17 protein-coding genes and 4 tRNA genes are annotated in these 18,265 nt (G+C 42.0%); 15 read left to right on the top strand and 6 right to left on the bottom strand.

The annotated features are described in order from the left end of the window. Positions 1-215: 215 nt before the first annotated feature. A complete protein-coding gene (locus tag GYA54_04735) occupies positions 216-518 on the top strand; it encodes an RNA-binding protein (protein ID NMC51987.1) in 303 nt (100 codons plus the stop codon). A gap of 458 nt (positions 519-976) precedes the next feature. Here GYA54_04735 and pnp read toward each other — a convergent pair whose 3' ends face one another. Further along, entirely contained in the window at positions 977-3,211 is a 2,235-nt protein-coding gene (gene pnp / locus GYA54_04730) for a polyribonucleotide nucleotidyltransferase (protein ID NMC51986.1), read from the bottom strand. Between the two features lie 120 nt (positions 3,212-3,331). After that, complete coding sequence (rpsO, locus tag GYA54_04725) at positions 3,332-3,679, bottom strand: 30S ribosomal protein S15 (GenBank protein NMC51985.1); 348 nt, start codon at positions 3,677-3,679, stop codon at positions 3,332-3,334. Between the two features lie 463 nt (positions 3,680-4,142). Between rpsO and rny the strand changes: the two genes are divergently transcribed. The 7 genes from rny (at position 4,143) to GYA54_04690 (ending at position 8,522) form a co-directional block, all read left to right on the top strand. After that, positions 4,143-5,657 carry a ribonuclease Y gene (rny, locus tag GYA54_04720; protein ID NMC51984.1) on the top strand — a complete coding sequence of 505 codons (1,515 nt, stop codon included), beginning with the start codon at positions 4,143-4,145 and terminating at the stop codon, positions 5,655-5,657. Positions 5,658-5,697: 40 nt separating this feature from the next. Next, positions 5,698-6,462: a hypothetical protein gene (locus GYA54_04715; protein ID NMC51983.1), complete on the top strand. Its 765-nt coding sequence runs from the start codon at positions 5,698-5,700 to the stop codon at positions 6,460-6,462. A gap of 5 nt (positions 6,463-6,467) precedes the next feature. Beyond that, positions 6,468-7,262, top strand: a complete 795-nt coding sequence (locus GYA54_04710; GenBank protein ID NMC51982.1) for a TIGR00282 family metallophosphoesterase — start codon at positions 6,468-6,470, stop codon at positions 7,260-7,262. 54 nt (positions 7,263-7,316) lie between these two features. Next, positions 7,317-7,598 carry an HU family DNA-binding protein gene (locus GYA54_04705; GenBank protein NMC51981.1) on the top strand — a complete coding sequence of 94 codons (282 nt, stop codon included), beginning with the start codon at positions 7,317-7,319 and terminating at the stop codon, positions 7,596-7,598. Positions 7,599-7,705: 107 nt separating this feature from the next. Next, positions 7,706-7,779 (top strand) — tRNA-Arg (locus GYA54_04700). A 9-nt stretch (positions 7,780-7,788) separates the two neighbouring features. Next, positions 7,789-7,861: transfer RNA gene (locus GYA54_04695), tRNA-Lys, on the top strand. 121 nt (positions 7,862-7,982) lie between these two features. After that, positions 7,983-8,522, top strand: a complete 540-nt coding sequence (locus GYA54_04690; GenBank protein NMC51980.1) for a hypothetical protein — start codon at positions 7,983-7,985, stop codon at positions 8,520-8,522. A gap of 59 nt (positions 8,523-8,581) precedes the next feature. Here the strand turns inward: GYA54_04690 and gyrA are convergent, their stop codons facing one another. From gyrA to GYA54_04670, 4 genes are all read right to left on the bottom strand, one after another. Next, complete coding sequence (gene gyrA / locus GYA54_04685) at positions 8,582-11,074, bottom strand: DNA gyrase subunit A (GenBank protein NMC51979.1); 2,493 nt, start codon at positions 11,072-11,074, stop codon at positions 8,582-8,584. 50 nt (positions 11,075-11,124) lie between these two features. After that, positions 11,125-11,481, bottom strand: a complete 357-nt coding sequence (locus tag GYA54_04680) for a hypothetical protein (protein NMC51978.1) — start codon at positions 11,479-11,481, stop codon at positions 11,125-11,127. A 1-nt stretch (position 11,482) separates the two neighbouring features. After that, positions 11,483-12,127, bottom strand: a complete 645-nt coding sequence (locus GYA54_04675) for an MBL fold metallo-hydrolase (GenBank protein ID NMC51977.1) — start codon at positions 12,125-12,127, stop codon at positions 11,483-11,485. A gap of 100 nt (positions 12,128-12,227) precedes the next feature. After that, positions 12,228-12,479: a hypothetical protein gene (locus tag GYA54_04670; GenBank protein ID NMC51976.1), complete on the bottom strand. Its 252-nt coding sequence runs from the start codon at positions 12,477-12,479 to the stop codon at positions 12,228-12,230. A gap of 250 nt (positions 12,480-12,729) precedes the next feature. Here GYA54_04670 and GYA54_04665 point away from each other — a divergent pair, with 250 nt between their 5' ends. From GYA54_04665 to GYA54_04635, 7 genes are all read left to right on the top strand, one after another. Continuing rightward, positions 12,730-13,797, top strand: coding sequence for a S1 RNA-binding domain-containing protein (locus tag GYA54_04665; GenBank protein ID NMC51975.1), 1,068 nt, complete (start codon positions 12,730-12,732; stop codon positions 13,795-13,797). 148 nt (positions 13,798-13,945) lie between these two features. Next, positions 13,946-15,784, top strand: a complete 1,839-nt coding sequence (gene hflB / locus GYA54_04660) for an ATP-dependent zinc metalloprotease FtsH (GenBank protein NMC51974.1) — start codon at positions 13,946-13,948, stop codon at positions 15,782-15,784. Between the two features lie 67 nt (positions 15,785-15,851). Then, positions 15,852-16,961: a hypothetical protein gene (locus GYA54_04655; protein ID NMC51973.1), complete on the top strand. Its 1,110-nt coding sequence runs from the start codon at positions 15,852-15,854 to the stop codon at positions 16,959-16,961. An 83-nt stretch (positions 16,962-17,044) separates the two neighbouring features. Continuing rightward, positions 17,045-17,135, top strand: a tRNA-Ser gene (locus GYA54_04650). A gap of 24 nt (positions 17,136-17,159) precedes the next feature. Continuing rightward, on the top strand, positions 17,160-17,564 hold the full coding sequence (locus tag GYA54_04645) for a hemerythrin family protein (GenBank protein ID NMC51972.1): 405 nt from the start codon (positions 17,160-17,162) through the stop codon (positions 17,562-17,564). A gap of 17 nt (positions 17,565-17,581) precedes the next feature. Then, the gene (locus GYA54_04640; protein ID NMC51971.1) at positions 17,582-18,148 is read left to right on the top strand and encodes a rubrerythrin family protein; all 567 of its coding nucleotides are present in this window, start codon (positions 17,582-17,584) and stop codon (positions 18,146-18,148) included. Between the two features lie 30 nt (positions 18,149-18,178). After that, positions 18,179-18,265: transfer RNA gene (locus GYA54_04635), tRNA-Ser, on the top strand.

Genomic DNA, 18,265 nt, shown 5'->3' with positions numbered 1-18,265 from the left:
TGATTGTCATATTAGGATAGCAGGTATTTTTATGTTTGTCAAGGGCGGGGGAGTGTCGGGGCTTGCAATAATTTGGTAATTGTGCTATACTGCTTTCACAGACTTCTTTAATAATTTTGCATCTTAAATAACGAGTTTTCGTTTATAGGTGCGTGCTAATAGGTCGTAAAGAAGAAAAGGCGAGAGTAATCTCGCAATATAAACGAAAATTTGTTATGGCAACGAAGTTATTTGTAGGCAATTTGCCCTACGAGACCAATGACCAGCAATTGGCTGATTTTTTTGGCCAAGTTGGTACAGTAGTTTCTGCTTCCGTAGTGATCAACAAATTCAACAACCGCAGCAAGGGTTTTGGATTTGTGGAAATGTCTAGTGAAGAAGAAGCTAAAAAAGCGGTTGAAGCTTTGAACGGTCAGGAAATGGCCGGGAGAAAGATCATCGTGAGTGAAGCTAGACCACGCGAAGAGAGACCAGCTGGCGGATTCCGCGGCGGCAATCGCGGTGGTTATGATAGATAATTGATTTATCTTCAAGAACCAGGGAATAAACCCCCTGGTTTTTTGATTGAATTAAAAAAACAAAATACAAAATTCAGTCAAAGTTGTAATGATTTTGGTTGTAATTAGATTGGCCGCTGGAACACTATTGGCTGTTTGTAACTTTAGCGATATTACTTACTTTTCTTTTACAAAAGAAAAGCTAACAAAAGAAAATTAGCTCGCTTGAGTAAAAAAAGAAAATCAGTGCCCCGTTCGTTGGAAAACTGGCAGGTCCCGGCTCCGTTTCACTCCGCTCCCGCCAATTTTTTCAACCTCACTTTGCTTGATTTTTACTTTTTTATTTAAATGCTCGCAGACGCTGACTCGGCTCAGCGATTATTGGTCAATAGATTGATTGTAATTTTTAACTTTGTATTTTTATTTTTGCATTTTCAATTAAAAAGTCCCACTGGTGGTGGGACTTTTGAGCAGGGAATTTAGAATCTCGGTCGGCGATGATCGTGACCGCGATCGTGACCGTGGCCTCTATCATCGCGCGGGCGGAAAGGTCGCGATGGTTGCATGGCTGGTGGGGTAAAGCCAGAATAATCAAAGTCGGTTTGTTTGAGGGAGAGATTGACCCGACCTTGATCATCAATGCCGACAACTTTGACTGGGACCTCATCACCAATATGAATAATATCTTCTGGTGTATTGACGCGGAAGGGGGCCATCTCGGAAACATGAATCAGGCCCTCTTGCTTGGGTAAAAATTCTACCATAGCGCCAAAGTCAAACATACGAGTGACTTTGCCGTGATATGTTTTTCCCACCTCAGCTTCAGCGGTCAGAAGCTCTATCCATTCTTTGGCTTTTACTGATCCTTCTGGCGAAGTAGCGGTGATAAAGACCAAGCCATCATCTTCAATATCAATATTGACACCTGTTTCGGCGATAATTTTATTGATCATTTTGCCGCCCGGGCCGATAACATCGCGGATTTTATCCGGGTTGATGTGGAGAGTAGTAATACGTGGGGCATAGGGGGAGAGTTCTACTCGTGGAGCGGCAATAGCTTGTTTCATAACTTCCAAAATTTCCAAGCGAGCTTTTTTAGCTTGGGCGAAAGTGTCTTTTATAATGTCTTCAGTCAAGCCATGAATTTTGGTGTCCATCTGGACAGCAGTGATACCATCAGCGGTGCCGGCAATTTTGAAATCCATATCACCGCTATGATCTTCAAAGCCTTGAATGTCGGTCAGGATGCGGTATTTGTTGATATCCTGATAGTCGGTTATGAGCCCCATGGCAATACCGGCAACTGGTTTTTTTATTGGTACACCAGCATCCATGAGAGAAAGAGTGGAGCCGCAGATGGAGGCTTGAGATGAAGACCCGTTGGAGGAGAGGACTTCGGAAACGACACGGATCGTGTAAGGAAATTCTTCTTTATTTGGGATCATGGGCACTAGGGCTTTTTCAGCTAGAGCCCCATGACCGATTTCCCGGCGGCCAGGCCCTCTGAGCGGACCAACCTCGCCAACAGAGAATGGAGGAAAATTATAATGATGCATGTAACGTTTTTTGCCAGATTCTTCCATAGTATCAAGGGTCTGTTCGTCTGACGGTGCGCCAAGGGTCACCACAGAGAGAACCTGTGTCTCACCACGCTGGAAGAGGCCAGAGCCGTGGGTGCGAGGCAAAACGCCGACCTCAGCTGAGAGTGGACGAATTTGATCCAATCCACGGTTGTCTGGGCGGCGGCCAGACTCCAAGATTAATTGTCTCATGTGTCCGTCTATGAGTCCTTCAACGAGGCCAACTCCCTTTTTGCGATCATCTTTGGAAATTTCATTATCAGCCTTGAGGAGAGTGTCTAATTCCTCTTTGGCCGTTTCGATATTTTTTTTCAGTTCATCTTTGGCCGTATAAGTAAAGATAGAGTTGATCTTTTCGGGGTTGATAAAATTTTTGACTTTGGTTTCAATTTTTTCTGCTAGGATTTTTTCTTCATCTGTCAGCTTGGGGGAGATATCCATTTTGGGTTTGCCTATTTTTGAGGTGATGTCTTCAATTAATTTTATCAAAGACTGAGCGTGTTTGTGGCCAAATTTTATGCCCTCAATCATGACATCTTCAGGTATTTCCTCGGCGCCAGCCTCGAGCATAACTACCTTATCTTTGTTGGCAGAAACAACCAAATCAAGTTGGCTTTTGGAGCGAGCTTCATAGCTTGGGTTTATGACCCACTCACCATTGATACGGCCAACGCGGACGCCGGCAATCGGGCCGTTCCAGGGAATAGGAGAGATACTAATAGCGGTGGCAGCGGCGACCAAGCTCAAAATATCTGGGTCGTTTTCACCGTCAAAAGATAAAACAGAAACGACCACCTGGACATCATTTTTTATTGCTTCGGGAAAAAGGGGGCGGATAGAACGATCAATTAGACGACCGGCCAATATGGCTTCGTCAGTGGCACGCCCTTCGCGTTTGATAAAGCGCGAGCCTTTTATTTTTCCGGCGGCGTAAAGTTTTTCGTCAAAGTCTACCATGAGGGGAAAATAATCAATCCCTTCTCTTATGCTAGAACTAAGACAGACAGTGGCCAAAACGACTGTCCCACCATAGGTGACAGTACAGGAGCCTGCGGACTGTTCGGCGTATTTGCCGACTTCGATGATGAGATTTTTGCCACCAATGGCAGTCTCAAAACTATCGATTTTTTTCATGCTTTCTCCATTGTTGGCTGGCAAACGACAAGCTTGCAATAAGCAGCCTGGGTGTTTGCCAGCCAATTAATTATAATTCGCCAAGCGGCGAGCTTGGCGAAAGGTTAATAAATAAACGATTTAATTTTCTTCTTCATTGGTTTCTTCTTCCGTTTTTATTGCTTCCTCTTCCAAGATGTCTTTTTTGCCTTCTGGTTCAGTGATTTTTTTGATTTTCAGTTTTTTGACAAGAGCCTCATAGTTTTCAGGTTCCGTTTTACTCAAAAATAAAAGAAGCTTGCGGCGCAGATTTACTTTTCTAAAAAGACCACGGCGAGAGGAGAAATCTTTTTTGTGTTTTTTTAGGTGGTCGGTGAGCTCGTGAATTTCTTCGGTCAAAATAGCAATCTGGACCTGGGGTGAACCAGTGTCGTTGTCGTGGGTCTTGAACTTTTTGATCAAGGCCTGTTTTTTGTCTCGATCCAACATAATATTCCCTTTCGATATCCCCAGCTTTTTGTTTTTACTGCCATGGTTTGTTTAGCCAAGGATACGTTAGATAATAGGGCAGTAAAATTTAAAGAAATATTAACACAAGTTTTATAAAAAGGCAAGGGTGAAAAATTAGCTTGGCTTTATATTAGAAGGCTTGCCAAAAGCGGTGATTTATGATATGCTAGAAATAGCTTGAAAAAGCTGATTTTATATAAATTAAATTTTTAAAGCAGGGGATTGGAAAGAGGGCACTCTCAAATATCGGTAACGGGAGATAAGGGCAAGAGACAGGAACTGTTTTTTTAAACTAAATGTTTTCTTTTACTAGTTTTAGTTTAAAATTTTTCTTTTTCTCAAAGAGGCTTTGGGGCTTTTTGTCTTAGGGCCAGTTGTTTTATCTCAGGTAGATTTTTAGAGTGTAAAATTTCCTCCTTCTTTAATTTCAAGGGGAATAAATATGGAAGTTTTAATATTTTTGCTAGTACTCGGTATAGGCGTGACCGTCGGGTACTATTTTCGTCGTACTATTGCGAAGCACGATGCCCAGACAGCCGAGGCTAGAGTAGAAAAGATAATTTCCGAAGCTAAGGATAAATATCGAGAACTTATTTTGGAAGCCAAAAATAAATCTTTGGAGGTCTTGGAAAACGCCAAACAAGAGGAAGACAAGAGACGCAGGGAGCTTTTGGAGATCCAACGAAGACTGGAAAAAAGAGAAGGGATGTTTGACCAAAAGCTTTTGGAATTTGAGGATAAGAGGACAAAGTTGTCTGAAAAAGAAAAAAGTATAGACGCCCTGAAGGAAGATTTACAAAAGATAAAGGAGCGGGGCATGGAAAAGCTGGAGAAGATAGCTGCTTTGACCAAGGATGAAGCGAAGCAGGTTTTGATTAATAACGTGGAGTCCGAGGTAAAAGAGGAGCTTTATAATAGGGTACGTAAATTAGAAAGACAGACCACAGAGGAGCTCGAGGAAAAAGCCAAACATATCTTGTCATCGGTAATAGAGCGTTGTGCTACCTCACATTCGGCTGAAACGACCACGACAACTGTCAACCTGCCGAGTGACGAGATGAAGGGGAGAATAATCGGCAAAGAGGGACGCAACATAAAAGCAATTGAACAATTGACCGGGACAGAATTGATTGTCGATGAAACTCCGGGTACAATTTGGGTGTCTGGTTTTAGCCCAATTAGAAGGCAGGTTGCCAGAGTGGCTCTGGAAAAATTGATGGCTGACGGCCGGATTCATCCAGGTAGGATAGAAGAGGCAATAGAAGCTGCAAAAAAGGATTTATCTATTGAAATAAAAAAAGCAGGCGAAGACGCTATGTATACTGTGGGAGTTGGCGGATTGGATCCAAAATTGGTGCAAATTTTGGGCCGTTTGAAATACAGAACCAGTTATGGACACAATGTTTTGCAGCACTCAATAGAGGTGTCTTTGTTATCAGGACTTTTGGCCCAGGATCTTGGAGCAGACGTGGCGATTGCCAAAAAAGGAGGCCTTTTACACGACATTGGCAAAGCAGTTGATCATGAAGTAAAAGGCGGGCATCCAGAGATTGGCTATGATATTATGAAGAAGTTTGGCTTGCCAGAAGAAATAGCCAGAGTCTCCTTGGAACATCATCAGGACCACCCAGAATCTCTCGAAGGTGTTATAGTAAAAACAGCGGATGCAATTTCTGGGGCAAGGCCAGGGGCTAGAAAGGATACTTATGAGCAATATGTACAGCGTTTGGATGATCTCGAAAATACTGCCAAAAATATTGCTGGGGTGGAAAAGGTTTATGCGATACAGGCGGGCAGAGAATTGCGGGTATTTGTGGAACCAAGCGTGGTGGATGATTGGGGTGCTAAAAAATTGGCCAGAGAGGTAGCTGATAAAATAGAGCAGGAGTTGAAATACCCAGGTGAGATAAGAGTGTTGGTGATAAGAGAGACGCGGGTAGAGGAATATGCCAGATAAAAACTTAAAAGTTAAAACTCAAAATTAATTTAGTTTTATTATGAATTCTGGGGTAATAAGTTCAATTCTTTCTTTTCCACCGGCTTGGTTGCGTTGGGACAGTCATAGTTTGATTTATTATGATACTTACAGGGCGTTGCAAGAACTCAAGCCAGAATTTGGTGATTTTATAAAAATGAAAGATGTTTTTAAATATGATGGGGCTTATGGGCCAGACAGACTTTGGATGAAAGGGGGTAGAGCAACATCGGAGTCTTATTATAATCCAGAGACGGGTCAAGGTGGGGCATTAAAACAAATTTATAGACAATATAGAGATGCAAAGGAGCGAGCAATGCAAAATTTGCCTTGGGAGAACGACTTTACTTGGATGAGTCATTTTATTGTGGATGCCTTGTCGCCATCACATCATTTTGGTAGGAGAGTAAGGCCAATAAAAAAATATAGAGACTGGGAAGACCCTTATTATTTTGCGAATAGACCGTCGAGCCTAAAAAACAGGCATATGATTTTTGAAGCAACTATAAATTTTTGGCAGGTATTTGGTAAGCGTCAAAAACCAAAATTTGATAGGCTAGAAGAAATTAAGAGCCGGGAAGTGGAGGCGTTTATTGGGGCGATGGCAGTGAAGATAAAAGCACTGGGTTTATATGAAGAATTTTTAAAAAATGGTTTTGATCGTGCTTTGTGGCATAGGATAAATAAGGAATTAATACCAAAGATAGAATATGCCCTGGCCGTGGTGTGGTGGTCTTTGTTTTTGGAGATAAAAGATGGTAGGGCGTTAATAAATAATGAAAATTAAGGTTTATGAAGATAATATTTTTTGGTGATGTGACTGGAAAGATAGGCCGGCTGGCGCTGGCGGAGATCATCCCAAAATATAAAAAGAAATATAAGTCGGATTTGATTATTGCCAATGGGGAAAATATTGCTCATGGGACCGGAGTGACAGAAGACACATTGCGTGAGCTTTTGGCCGCAGGGGTTGATTTGGTGACGACTGGTAATCATGTTTTTGCCAAGAAGGGCTATGAAGAAGTGTTTACCAATTTTGAAAATAAAATTATTCGACCTGCCAATTATCCAGAAGGTTTGCCGGGGAGAGGATATGCCACTATCAAGATAAAAAACAAAAGAGTCTGTGTGATAAATCTGAATGGCCGGGTATTTTTGCAGGAAAATTTTGAAGACCCTTTTCGGGAATTTGATAAAATAGAAAAATTGCTAAAGATAGCAAAAAGTGATATAGTGGTGGTAGATTTTCACGCAGAGGCGACCTCGGAAAAAAATGCTTTTGGCTGGTATGTGGATGGTCGGGTGAGCGCAGTACTTGGCACCCACACTCATGTGCCGACCAGTGATAATAAAATTTTACCCAAAGGAACGGCTTTTGTATCTGATGTGGGCATGGTGGGAGCCAGAGATAGTATAATTGGAGTAGAAAAAGAAGGGCCATTGAATTTATTTTTAACCCAGATACCAACCAGATTTGAGATACCAGAAGAGGGGATAGCACAGATCAATGCGGTTTTGGTGGAGATAGACGAGAAGAGTGGGCGAGCCAAAAAAATTGAACGTCTAGATAGTGAAGTAAAAATTTAAAAAATACTAAAGGTCTTTTGGCTGGCAGTAGCCGGCCTAATAAAATAAATTTTTATGAACAAAGCTAGTTTAATAGAAAAAATTGCCGAGAAAACCGGAGTAGACAGGAGACATGTGCTGCAGGTCTTGGATTCTTTTGAAGCAACAGTGATCGAACAGCTCAAAGCAGGCGATGAGGTGACCTTGACCGGATTTGGTACATTTATCGCCAAATTCAGATCAGCCAGAGGTGGAGTCAATCCGCAGAAACCAGAGGAAAGAATCCAGGTGCCAGCAGTGACAGTACCGAAATTTCGGGCAGGGAAGACCTTGAAAGACGCGCTGAAGAGCAAATAGTTGGCAAGAAATATAGGGAGAATAAAAGTGCTTCAATAGCATTGATTTTATAAAGCGCTTTATTATTTTTTAAAATTAGTAAATAATTATCCCGTTTTGGTATTTTTGCGCCCGTAGCTCAACCGGATAGAGCGTCTGGCTTCGGACCAGAAGGTTCCGGGTTCAAATCCTGGCGGGCGTATGAATTTATGCCCTGTTAGCTCAGTTGGTAGAGCGGCTCCCTCTTAAGGAGATGGTCGTAGGTTCGAACCCTACACAGGGTATATAATAATTTTAAAACCACTCTGATGAATATCGGAGTGGTTTTTGGTTTTTCACTTTTGGTTATTTGACGTGAGTATGTGGGGGGGGTAAAATTTAGATATAATAATTAAGATAAAAAATATGGGGAGATCAATAAAGGTTGGATATCCTACTGAAAGAGGTAAATTTCCTCAGTGGGAGAGAGACCATGAAGATGAGATAACAAGAAATTCAGGGTTTAAAGTGGTGGGCTCAGAAAGCAAGAGGCAAAAAGTAGAAGACCCATATAAAGAAATCCAAAAGAAGGTGGTGCCAAACACAGAAGGCATGGATAGAAGTGGGCCACAGCGGGTGGTGGGTGGAAATGAGTTTAAAGGTGATAAGGATAAAAAGGGGAGCAGGAGATTGGGACATTTTGAGGAAAGTTTTTACAGGGGAGGAAACGATAGAAAAGAGCGAAGAACAGCAATAAGTATGAAGGAGAATCAGAGTAAAGCTTATGAAGAGATGTGGGAGCGTGATTCCTTGGATGGAACAGAGGACTCAACGGACGAAACAGATGACACAATGGAAACGAAATATGAAGAAGAGATCGCGGAAGAAATCAGGGAGTATGGGGATATTGGGGAAGAGGGAGAGAAAGAGAAGGGATATAAAGAAGGCGGGAGAAGAGCGGCTTAGCTAAAAAAGGAAAAACCCCGTGGGATAGCGGGGTTTTTGAAATTGAGGTGAATAGTTGATTACATCAAAGTGACGCTGGCGACCTCGTCGCCCTCTTCTTTGAGGCGCATGAGGCGGACGCCTTGGGTGTCGCGGCCGAGATTGGGGACCGATTTCAAAGGTAGGCGGATAACTTGACCCTTGCCGGAGATAATCAGAAGATCACCCTTGACTTCTTCAGGCAAATTGCTTGGGTCAACAATAAAGGAAGAGGCCAGTTTGCCGGTTTTGGCAGTGAGCTTCATGGTTTTGACGCCAGATCCGCCGCGACCTTGGATTTTATAATTTTTGAGTGAAGTTAATTTGCCAGTGCCAGTGGCAGAGAGAGCAAAGATAAAGCCCTTGCTGTTGTTGGAATTGATAATATCCATACCAATAACCTCACTGCCTTTTTTTAGGCGAATACCGCGAACGCCCGAGGCAGTCCGACCCATGGGGCGGAGGTTGGTTTCTTTGAATCTAATAGCTTGGCCGACAGTAGAAGTGAGGATAACCTCATCTTTGCCAGTAGAGGGCTTTACCCAATCGAGGACATCTTCGCTTTTGAGTTTAATGGCAATGAGGCCGGAGCGGCGGACATTTTCAAATTGTTCCAAGGCAACTTTTTTGATAGTGCCCTGACGGGTAGACATGACTAGAAATTTGTAGGTATTGAGGTCGGCCAGAGAGAGAACGGCAGAAACTTTTTCACCCGGGGCGAGCTGGAGGAAATTGACGACAGCTTGGCCTTTGGCTGTGCGCGAAGCAACTGGTATTTCATAGGCCTTGAGTTGGAAGACACGACCACGAGTGGTGAAGAATAATAGATCCTTATGGGTGGTGGTAGCAAAGAGTGAGTCTACGGCATCCTCTTCTTTGGTGGTGACTCCAGCGACACCTTTACCGCCACGAGCTTGGGTTTTAAAGGTGTCTGGCGGTAGGCGTTTGATATAGCCATCTTTGGTGATAACGACAATAACGCTTTCGTCTGGTATCAGATCTTCCTGGGAAAATTTATCCACAGCGTTTTTAAAAATTTTTGTTTTGCGTTCGTTATTATATTTTTCTTTGATGCCCCTTAGTTCATCTTTGATAATACGGAGTACTTTGTCCTTGCTTTTTAAAATAGATTCAAGTTCTTTGATCAGGGCGATTTTTTCTTTGAGCTCGGTTTCGATTTTCAGGCGCTCTAGGTTGGCTAATTGTTGGAGTTTCATTTCAAGGATGGCAATAGCCTGAAGCTCAGTCAATTTGAATTTATCCATCAAATTTAATTTGGCCTGATCGCGATCCTTGGATTCTTTGATGGTTTTTATGACAGCATCAATTTTGCTCAAAGCGAGCATAAGGCCTTCGAGGATATGGGCGCGTGCTTTGGCCTTGTCCAGATCAAACTTGGTGCGCCTGACAATAATTTCTTGCTGGTGTTTTATGTATTCTTCGAGGACCATTTTCAGGGTTAAAACGCGCGGCTGGATGCCGTCAATGAGAGCCAGCATGTTGACATGAAATGAGCCTTGGAGGGCAGTTTGTTTGTAAAGTTGGTTTAGTATTTTTTTGGGGTAGGTATCTTTTTTGAGATCAATGACGATACGGACATCGCCCTTGGCAGATTCATCACGGATATCTTTGATGCCTTCAACCTTTTTGTCTTTGACTAATTCGGCGATGCGTTCGATCAGGGCTGATTTATTGACCTGGTAAGGAACGGAAGAAATAATAATTTGAAAACCGTTTTTGGTTTCAATAATTTCGGAATCAGCACGCATGACAATAGACCCTTTGCCGGTAGCATAGGCTTGCTTGATGTCAGCAATGTTGAAAATAGAAGCACCAGTAGGGAAGTCTGGTCCTTTGATGTGCTCCATCAGTTCGTCGAGGTCAGCGTCGGGATGATCAATGAGATGGCAGATGCCATCAATTACTTCGCCCAAATTGTGCGGGGGGATACTGGTGGCCATACCAACGGCAATACCAAGAGAGCCATTTAGGAGGAGGTTGGGCAGTTTGGCTGGCAGGACTTGGGGTTCTTTTTGAGTACCATCGTAATTGGCGATAAAATTGACGGTATCTTTTTCTAAGTCAGCAAGCATTTGCTCGGAGATAGAGGCAAGTTTGGCTTCGGTGTAGCGCATGGCCGCAGCGCCATCACCATCCATAGAACCAAAGTTCCCCTGACCATGGACTAGTGGGTAGCGCATAGAAAAATTTTGAGCCAAGCGAACCATGGAGTCATAAACAGCGGCATCGCCATGGGGGTGATATTTGCCCAAGACCTCGCCGACAACGGTGGCAGACTTTCGGAATTTGGCGCTGGGCTTTAGCCCAATATCCCACATGGCATAAAGAATCCGACGATGTACTGGTTTGAGACCGTCACGAACATCGGGCAAGGCTCTCGCCACAATAACAGACATGGCATAGTCTAGATAGGATTCACGCATTTCCTGGACGATTTCACGTGGTTCAATAGCCTCGGCAAAGGGGGTAATTTCCTCTGGGGTTGTTTCTTTGGTTGGTTTTTTATCTTTCATAGATAGGATTAGTAACTAGTAACTCGTAACTAGTGATTAGTAATAGGTGATTATTTTATTAATTTTGTAGTAGTGGGCGTGCTGGTTGTGGTGGAGGTACTGATATCTAGTCGTTCAATAATTTTGTCCAGTTCTTCTGGTTTTATTTGGGGACCGCCCTGGAGAGAGGTGGCCGTAGTAGTCGCTGATTGGTCTAGAGCGGTTTTGAGGGTTTGTAGATCTTGGAAGAGCACGGAGAGTTTTTCTTCCAGCGGTTTTAAATCAGAGGAGATATTACTGCTTTTTTGGGTCGGTGGTTTTTTCAGGGTGCGAGTCAAAGTGACAACCCAGACAGCAAAAATGGCAGCCATGGTCAGAGCAATGGAGAGATACATTTTGGCGCGGGGGTTTTGGAGAGAAAAACTCATTTTAAATATTCAATAAAATTAAGCGAGTTTCTTCTTGGGGCAGGTCTTTTTTGGAAATTTTTAGTTTGTCTAGTTCTTCTTTTTTATTGCCCATTTCTTTGACAAAGCGGTCGACGGTTTCAAAATCTACGGATGTACCCGTTGTTTTGTAGCACATAGGAATAATAATGCGCGGTTCAATTTCATTGACGAGCTTGGCAGCGTCGGCGGCGTTTAGAATATTTTTGCCACCAACGGGTATCAGGAGGATATCAACGCCCTCAATAGCCTCAAGTTCTTTACTGGAGAGATCTTTTTTGTCTAACAAGCCGAGAAAAGCGATTTTTATATCTTCAATAGAAAGCACATAAAGGGTGTTTTTTTCTTTTGATGAATGTGGCAATCCGTAAACAAAAGAACTTTGGAGCTCATATTCGCCCGGGCTCTTTATAATAAAAGGATTCGCCATTTGTTCGGTCCCTTTTATTTCTCCTGGGTCAAGCAGGAGATCGTTTTTTTCTTGGCTATAGATGACCAGGTCGGCAGAGAAGCGCCCTTTGCCCAGGCCACTTTTGGGTGAATAGGGGTCAGTCAAAACTAGCGTTTCATGAGCGTTGTTTTTGACCTGAATTTTAAAACAGGAATTGCCGAGCCATTGGATTTGCATAAGATCAATTTATTTATAAGAAAAATAATAGAGTTAATAGCATTTAAAGGAATTCCACGTTATAAAAAGGTATATTCCCTTAAAAAAGAATTTTGGTAATTTATTTAATTATTTCTATTTCTGTATCATCAACTTGCCTTACCGCATTTCCAAATCTAACAGACAGCATATTTTCGTTAATAGATTCTACTATTCCCTCTGTCTGCGGAAAGCCATACATAAGATTCTCTTCTGTCAGTTGCGCTATTTTTTTTGGCGTTAATCTTACTTTATCATCTCTTTTGAATTTTGGTGGCTCTTGCTCAACCCCCATTTCTTTAGGAGTCGGGCCTCCTATTTTATCAATAGCCATAGTTTCTATTAATTATTAATTTTTGAGTAATCTATTATTAAAAAAGGTAATAAAATTAAAGGCACCAAGATTGAAAAATGCCCTTTAGATGCCTTAATATTACCAGTTTTTGGCCCCCCTTGTCAAATATTAGAAAATGGTATATACTACTTTTAATTAACCTAAATTATAAATTAAAAAATTGTATATTTTTATTAACTAACAAGGGGCTTAAACGGCATGACGTTGGCCCTTATTATTAACTAATTTTATGGTAATAGCAAACAAAACAAAGGTGAGCAACATGGATAAATTATTGAACTCTGAAGAGAGCCCAGCCTTGCCCAAGGCCGGAGATTTGGTAGAGGGAGAGGTGGTATTTGTGGGGCGCAATGAAATAATTGTAGATTTAAATGGTCTCATGACCGGTATTATTCGTGGTTATGAGGCATATGATGAGTCTGGCGAATATAGCGATTTGAAAGTAGGCGACAGGATAAATGCCACAGTGATCGATTATGAGAACGAAAAGGGTTTGGTAGAGCTTTCTTTGCGGCAAGCGGGGCACAAAAAGGCTTGGGATAAGCTGCGCAAAGCAAAACAGGAAGGTGAAATAGTCGAAGTGGTGATTTTGGACGCTAACAAAGGCGGACTGATGGTACGTCTGGACCAAACTATGGGATTTTTGCCAGTTTCACAATTATCGCCAGAGCATTATCCCCGGGTAATAGGTGGTAATAAAAATAAGATATTGGAAAAATTAAAATCATTGGTGGGGACGAAGCTCAAAGTGAGAGTTTTGGATGTAAATGATGATGGTGGAACACTTATAGTTTCGGAGAGGGCGGTTGATTTGGAAGAGAGAAAGCAGCTTTTGAATGAATACAAAAAAGGAGATACAGTAGATGGGGTAATAACCGGAGTGGTTGATTTTGGAGCTTTTATGGAATTTGGTAATGGCTTAGAAGGATTGATTCATATTTCTGAATTGGGTTGGCAGAGAATAGACGACCCGAGAGATATTGTGAAAGAGGGGCAAAAAGTCCGGGCACAAATTATTGATATTAATGCTGGAAAGGTGTCATTGTCTTTGAAGAGATTGGAAAAGGATCCATGGGAAGCAGTAAAAGACAAATATAAAGTAGGGGATAAGGTAAAGGCTGCTGTGGTCAAAAAACATAAGCTAGGGGTTTTTGTAGAGATAGAGCCCAATATTCAGGGTTTGGCCCGGTTGGGTGAGAAGGGCGAAAAGCAGGAATTGGAAGTTGGCAAGGAATATGAATTTACTATCACCAACTTCGAGCCCGTCGGTCATAAGCTAGGGCTTAGCACGGAATAAGATTTGATTTCCAAAAATATCAAAACCCCCGACAAAGGGGTTTTGGTTTTTTAGAGATATATTGTTATAATATATCTATATTTATTTATAATTTTTGGGAACTTTTATGAAGAATATATCAAAGACCTTTATTGTCTTTTTTGTGGTGATGATTGCCGTTGCCGGTATATTATCTTTATTTGAAAACAACTCGAATACAGTGGAAGAGCTGAGCTTAGGCCAATTGGCAAATAAAATAAAAGCAGGAGAGGTAGAAAGGATAGAGGTTCAGAGCAACAAACTTTTGGTGACCGGAGTAGATAAAAAATCTTTAGTCGCTCATAAAGAAGCAGTACAATCTTTGAGTGAGGCCTTGTCTAATTATGGTGTTTCTGATGAAGAGCTGCGTAATACCAATATTGTGATTAAAACTGATAGCGGCTGGCAGTATTGGCTGTCTGTGATTTTGCCGTTTCTGCTGCCATTTATTTTAATAGCGGCTTTTGTCTTTTTTGTGTCGCGCCAAGTACAGGGGGTCAATAGAAAGGCAATGTCTTTTGGTCAGAGTGAGGCTAAAGCAGAAAAGCCTGATGATAATAAAAAACAGAAGGTAAAATTTGATCAGGTGGCTGGGGCAAGGGAAGCCAAGATGGAGCTTGAGGAGATAGTACAATTTTTGAAGCACCCCAAAAAGTTTATTGATCTTGGAGCAAAAATACCCAAAGGAGTATTATTGGTGGGGCCGCCAGGTTGTGGCAAGACACTTTTGGCTAGAGCCGTAGCTGGCGAAGCCGGCGTGCCATTTTTTTATGTTTCTGGTTCAGAATTTGTGGAGATGTTCGTGGGCGTGGGTGCCTCAAGGGTGAGGTCTCTTTTTGATAAGGCAAAAAAGAATGCTCCGTGCATTGTATTTTTGGATGAGCTAGATGCAGTGGGGAGAAGAAGGGGAACGGGACTTGGCGGTTCTCATGACGAGAGAGAACAAACACTGAATCAAATTTTAGTAGAGATGGACGGCTTTGAGCCAAATGAAGGCGTGATAGTACTCGCCGCTACCAACAGGCCGGATGTTTTGGACCCGGCGCTTCTTCGGCCGGGAAGATTTGACAGGAGGGTGACCGTTGACCTGCCAGACCTGAAAGATAGGGAAGAAATTTTAAAAATACATGCGACAGGCAAACCCCTGACCGGGGAAGTCAATCTGCACACGATAGCTGCTAGGACTCCGGGTTTTTCCGGGGCCGATTTGGCCAATCTTTTGAATGAAGCGGCGATACTCGCGGCTAAGTGTGATAAAAAACAAATAGACATGAAAGATGTCTTGGAAAGTATTGATAAGGTGATGATCGGTCCAGAGAGAAAATCGAGGATGTTGTCGGAAAAAGAAAAAAAGATAACTGCTTACCACGAGGCAGGTCATGCTCTGGTGGCACACATGCTACCAAATGCTGATCCAGTACACAAGGTGTCTATAATTTCCAGGGGTCAGGCCGGAGGCTATACGATAAAATTGCCAACAGAAGATAAACATATGCATGCCTATTCAGAATTTTTGGACGACATGGCTGTTTTGCTTGGCGGGTATACAACAGAAAAGTTGATTTTTGGGGAGGTCACCACTGGCGCGACGTCAGATTTAAAGAGAGCGACTGATTTGGCTAAAGACCTTATAATGCAATATGGCATGAGTAAAAGACTTGGACCGAGAACATTTGGCGAAAGGGAAGAATTGATATTTTTGGGTAAGGAGATAAGTGAACAGCGCGATTATTCAGAGAAGTTGGCGGAGAAAATAGACGAAGAGGTCGCTGAATATATAGATGATGCTTATAAGGGAGCGATGAATATTTTAACAAAGAACAAAGAGCAGTTAGAAAGAGTGGCGAGCGAGCTTTTGGAAAAAGAGGTTTTGGAAAGGGAGGAATTTGAAAAAATTGTGGGAGAGAAGCCAAAAGATAACAGCGCAGAAAAAAGGACTAGGTCTGGCAGGGCCACAAAAGATGAATAAGTATTTGGTGCGGTGTTTGTAGATGTGGTATAATAAAAATACAAAATAAAAAATTAAATTTAATATTATGGAGCAAGTATATAGGCCAATATTAAAACAGGCCTGGAACATAACCAGCCACTTTAAATATTTATGGTTTTTTGGATTGTTCGCCGCTGTTTTTGGCAGTGCGGGAATTTATAATATAAATTTTAGCGTTGATGAGGCTAGCAATGGGGGAGATTGGTTGATCAGGGCGAAGGAGTTTTTTGTGACGCTTGGGACGCTAGAATGGTCCCAGGTAATAGCTAATATTAATATTTGGGTGGTGCTTTTATTCATTATTATGTTGGCTCTGGGTTTTTTTCTGCTGTGGCTGTCTATTGTTTCTCAGGGTGCTTTGATTTATGGGGCGAGAGAGGCAGATCAGGGCAGGAGATTATTTTTTGGTGAAGTTTTGGCACATGGTAGAAAAAAGTTTTGGCCTTTACTTTTATTAAATTTATTAATGGCCGTGGTGGCCTTGGTTATTTTGTTGATTTTTAGTTTGCCTTTTTTGGTTTTGATTTTCAAGCCGGAATATGCCAATTCAATTACTAGTTTATTTGTGGCAATTTCTTTTATTATTTTAGTGCCGATAGGGGTGGTGTTGTCTTTCATAATAAGATATAGTTTAATTTTTATTGTTAACAAAGACAGGAGCCTGAGAGCGGCTCTGAGTGAGGCTTGGGGTATGTTCAAAAGAAATTGGTTGGCTTCTGTGGAAATGGCAGTAATTCTATGGTTTGTTTTTTTGGTAGTAGGAATTATTTTAAATGCTATATTTAAGTATTTAATTTTCCCAATCGTTATTTATGTTTTTGCTTTATTGACTACGACTTATGTGGGCTCTGTTTTGTTGGCACAAATAACTTTATTTTTGGTGGCAACAATTTATTTGGCAGTGATGTTTGTTATCGCGGCGGTGTTGAATGTTTTTGAGATTTCATCTTGGGTATTATTTTTTCAAAAATTAAACGAAGACGAGGTGGAGAGCAAGATTGTCAGGTTGGCTGTGGTTACCTTGGGCCCGGCTCAGACTAGTAATTTATTGGCAAGTCCAGTGAAAGAAGAATCTATGTCGCCAGTGAAAGGACAGAGAGCAGTAGCAAAAAAAGTAGTCAGGAGAAAGAAAGCAAAGCCCGTTCAGGAAGAATAGGGTGAAGTAAATAGGGAGAGCCCTGAAGATTCAGGGCTTTTTGATTTTTGCGGGGCAAAATGATATAGTGGAGATGAATTTGTGGAGAGGTGCTGGAGTGGTTGAACAGGCCGCTCTCGAAAAGCGGTAGGCCTTTCATGGGTCTCGCGAGTTCGAATCTCGCCCTCTCCGCCAAGTTATAAAATTAATTTTACATATATGCCAATACCATGGACACCAGAACTAAGCGTGAACGTTAAAGAGATAGATCATCAACACCAGACATTTCTTGCGATTTTGAATAGTCTTTATGAGGTAGTCTATAAGGCTGAGAGAAAGAAAGAGCTGCCAAATATTTTGCGCCAGCTGGAAGCATATGCCAGTTTTCATTTTGCGACCGAGGAAAAATATTTTGATAAATTTGGCTATGAGCTAGCCGAGGAGCACAAGAAAAAGCATAGCGAGCTTTTGGCTGATGTGCTAAAGTTTAAGGAGAGATATCAAAAAGAGGGGGACGAGGTGATGGCTGAGTTGATAGGCTTTTTGGAAGACTGGCTGGCGGGGCATTTGGCAACTGAAGACAAAAAATATACCCAATGCTTTAATAGTCATGGATTGTTTTAAAAATTATTAGCAATTAAATAAAAAATATGAAAAAAACACAAGAGAATTTACTCAAAGCTATTGCGGGTGAATCAATGGCCAGAAATAAGTATACTTTTTTTGCCAAACAGGCACGTAAAGAGGGTTATGAATGGATAGCAAGTGTATTTGAGGAAACAGCAGACAACGAGCGGGCGCATGCCGAAGAGGAATTGGAATTATTAAAAGAAAAGACAGAGATGACCAATACTTATGATATTCACCCAGTGGGCACAACTCTTGAAAATTTGAGACATGCAGCTGAAGGAGAGGAATATGAGTTTGGGACGATGTATCCTGATTTTAAAAAAGTAGCCGAGGAAGAGGGAGTGGTTGAGGCAGCTCGTTTGTTTCAAGAAATTTCTGAGGTTGAGGAAAAACATGCGGAACGTTATACTGTTTTGGCTGATCGGCTGGAGCAGGGAAAATTATTTGAGAACGAGGAAGAGGTGGAGTGGAAATGTTTGAATTGTGGTTATATTCACAAGGGTAAAAGTGCGCCGGGTAAGTGCCCCCTGTGTAAGAAGCCGCAAGGTTGGTATATGCAGATTGGGGCAGTGAGATAGAAGAAAAAGTGAGCGCATTGGCGCCAGCTCGGAGGGATGCCGGAGCGGTTGAACGGGACAGTCTTGAAAACTGTTAGGCCTTCACGGGCCTCGTGAGTTCGAATCTCACTCCCTCCG

Source organism: Candidatus Kuenenbacteria bacterium (assembly GCA_012797775.1).
Taxonomy (GTDB): Bacteria; Patescibacteriota; Patescibacteriia; order UBA2196; family GWA2-42-15; genus JAAZMX01.
The sequence above is the reverse complement of the archived record's forward strand: the minus strand, read 5'-3'. Positions and strand labels throughout refer to the sequence as shown.

Bases quoted from the DNA above. Each gene is read 5' to 3' on its own strand.
- GYA54_04735 (NMC51987.1), top strand. From the start codon at position 216: ATGGCAACGAAGTTATTTGTAGGCAATTTGCCCTACGAGACCAATGAC.
- pnp (NMC51986.1), bottom strand. From the start codon at position 3,211: ATGAAAAAAATCGATAGTTTTGAGACTGCCATTGGTGGCAAAAATCTC.
- rpsO (NMC51985.1), bottom strand. From the start codon at position 3,679: ATGTTGGATCGAGACAAAAAACAGGCCTTGATCAAAAAGTTCAAGACC.
- rny (NMC51984.1), top strand. From the start codon at position 4,143: ATGGAAGTTTTAATATTTTTGCTAGTACTCGGTATAGGCGTGACCGTC.
- GYA54_04715 (NMC51983.1), top strand. From the start codon at position 5,698: ATGAATTCTGGGGTAATAAGTTCAATTCTTTCTTTTCCACCGGCTTGG.
- GYA54_04710 (NMC51982.1), top strand. From the start codon at position 6,468: ATGAAGATAATATTTTTTGGTGATGTGACTGGAAAGATAGGCCGGCTG.
- GYA54_04705 (NMC51981.1), top strand. From the start codon at position 7,317: ATGAACAAAGCTAGTTTAATAGAAAAAATTGCCGAGAAAACCGGAGTA.
- GYA54_04690 (NMC51980.1), top strand. From the start codon at position 7,983: ATGGGGAGATCAATAAAGGTTGGATATCCTACTGAAAGAGGTAAATTT.
- gyrA (NMC51979.1), bottom strand. From the start codon at position 11,074: ATGAAAGATAAAAAACCAACCAAAGAAACAACCCCAGAGGAAATTACC.
- GYA54_04680 (NMC51978.1), bottom strand. From the start codon at position 11,481: ATGAGTTTTTCTCTCCAAAACCCCCGCGCCAAAATGTATCTCTCCATT.
- GYA54_04675 (NMC51977.1), bottom strand. From the start codon at position 12,127: ATGCAAATCCAATGGCTCGGCAATTCCTGTTTTAAAATTCAGGTCAAA.
- GYA54_04670 (NMC51976.1), bottom strand. From the start codon at position 12,479: ATGGCTATTGATAAAATAGGAGGCCCGACTCCTAAAGAAATGGGGGTT.
- GYA54_04665 (NMC51975.1), top strand. From the start codon at position 12,730: ATGGTAATAGCAAACAAAACAAAGGTGAGCAACATGGATAAATTATTG.
- hflB (NMC51974.1), top strand. From the start codon at position 13,946: ATGATTGCCGTTGCCGGTATATTATCTTTATTTGAAAACAACTCGAAT.
- GYA54_04655 (NMC51973.1), top strand. From the start codon at position 15,852: ATGGAGCAAGTATATAGGCCAATATTAAAACAGGCCTGGAACATAACC.
- GYA54_04645 (NMC51972.1), top strand. From the start codon at position 17,160: ATGCCAATACCATGGACACCAGAACTAAGCGTGAACGTTAAAGAGATA.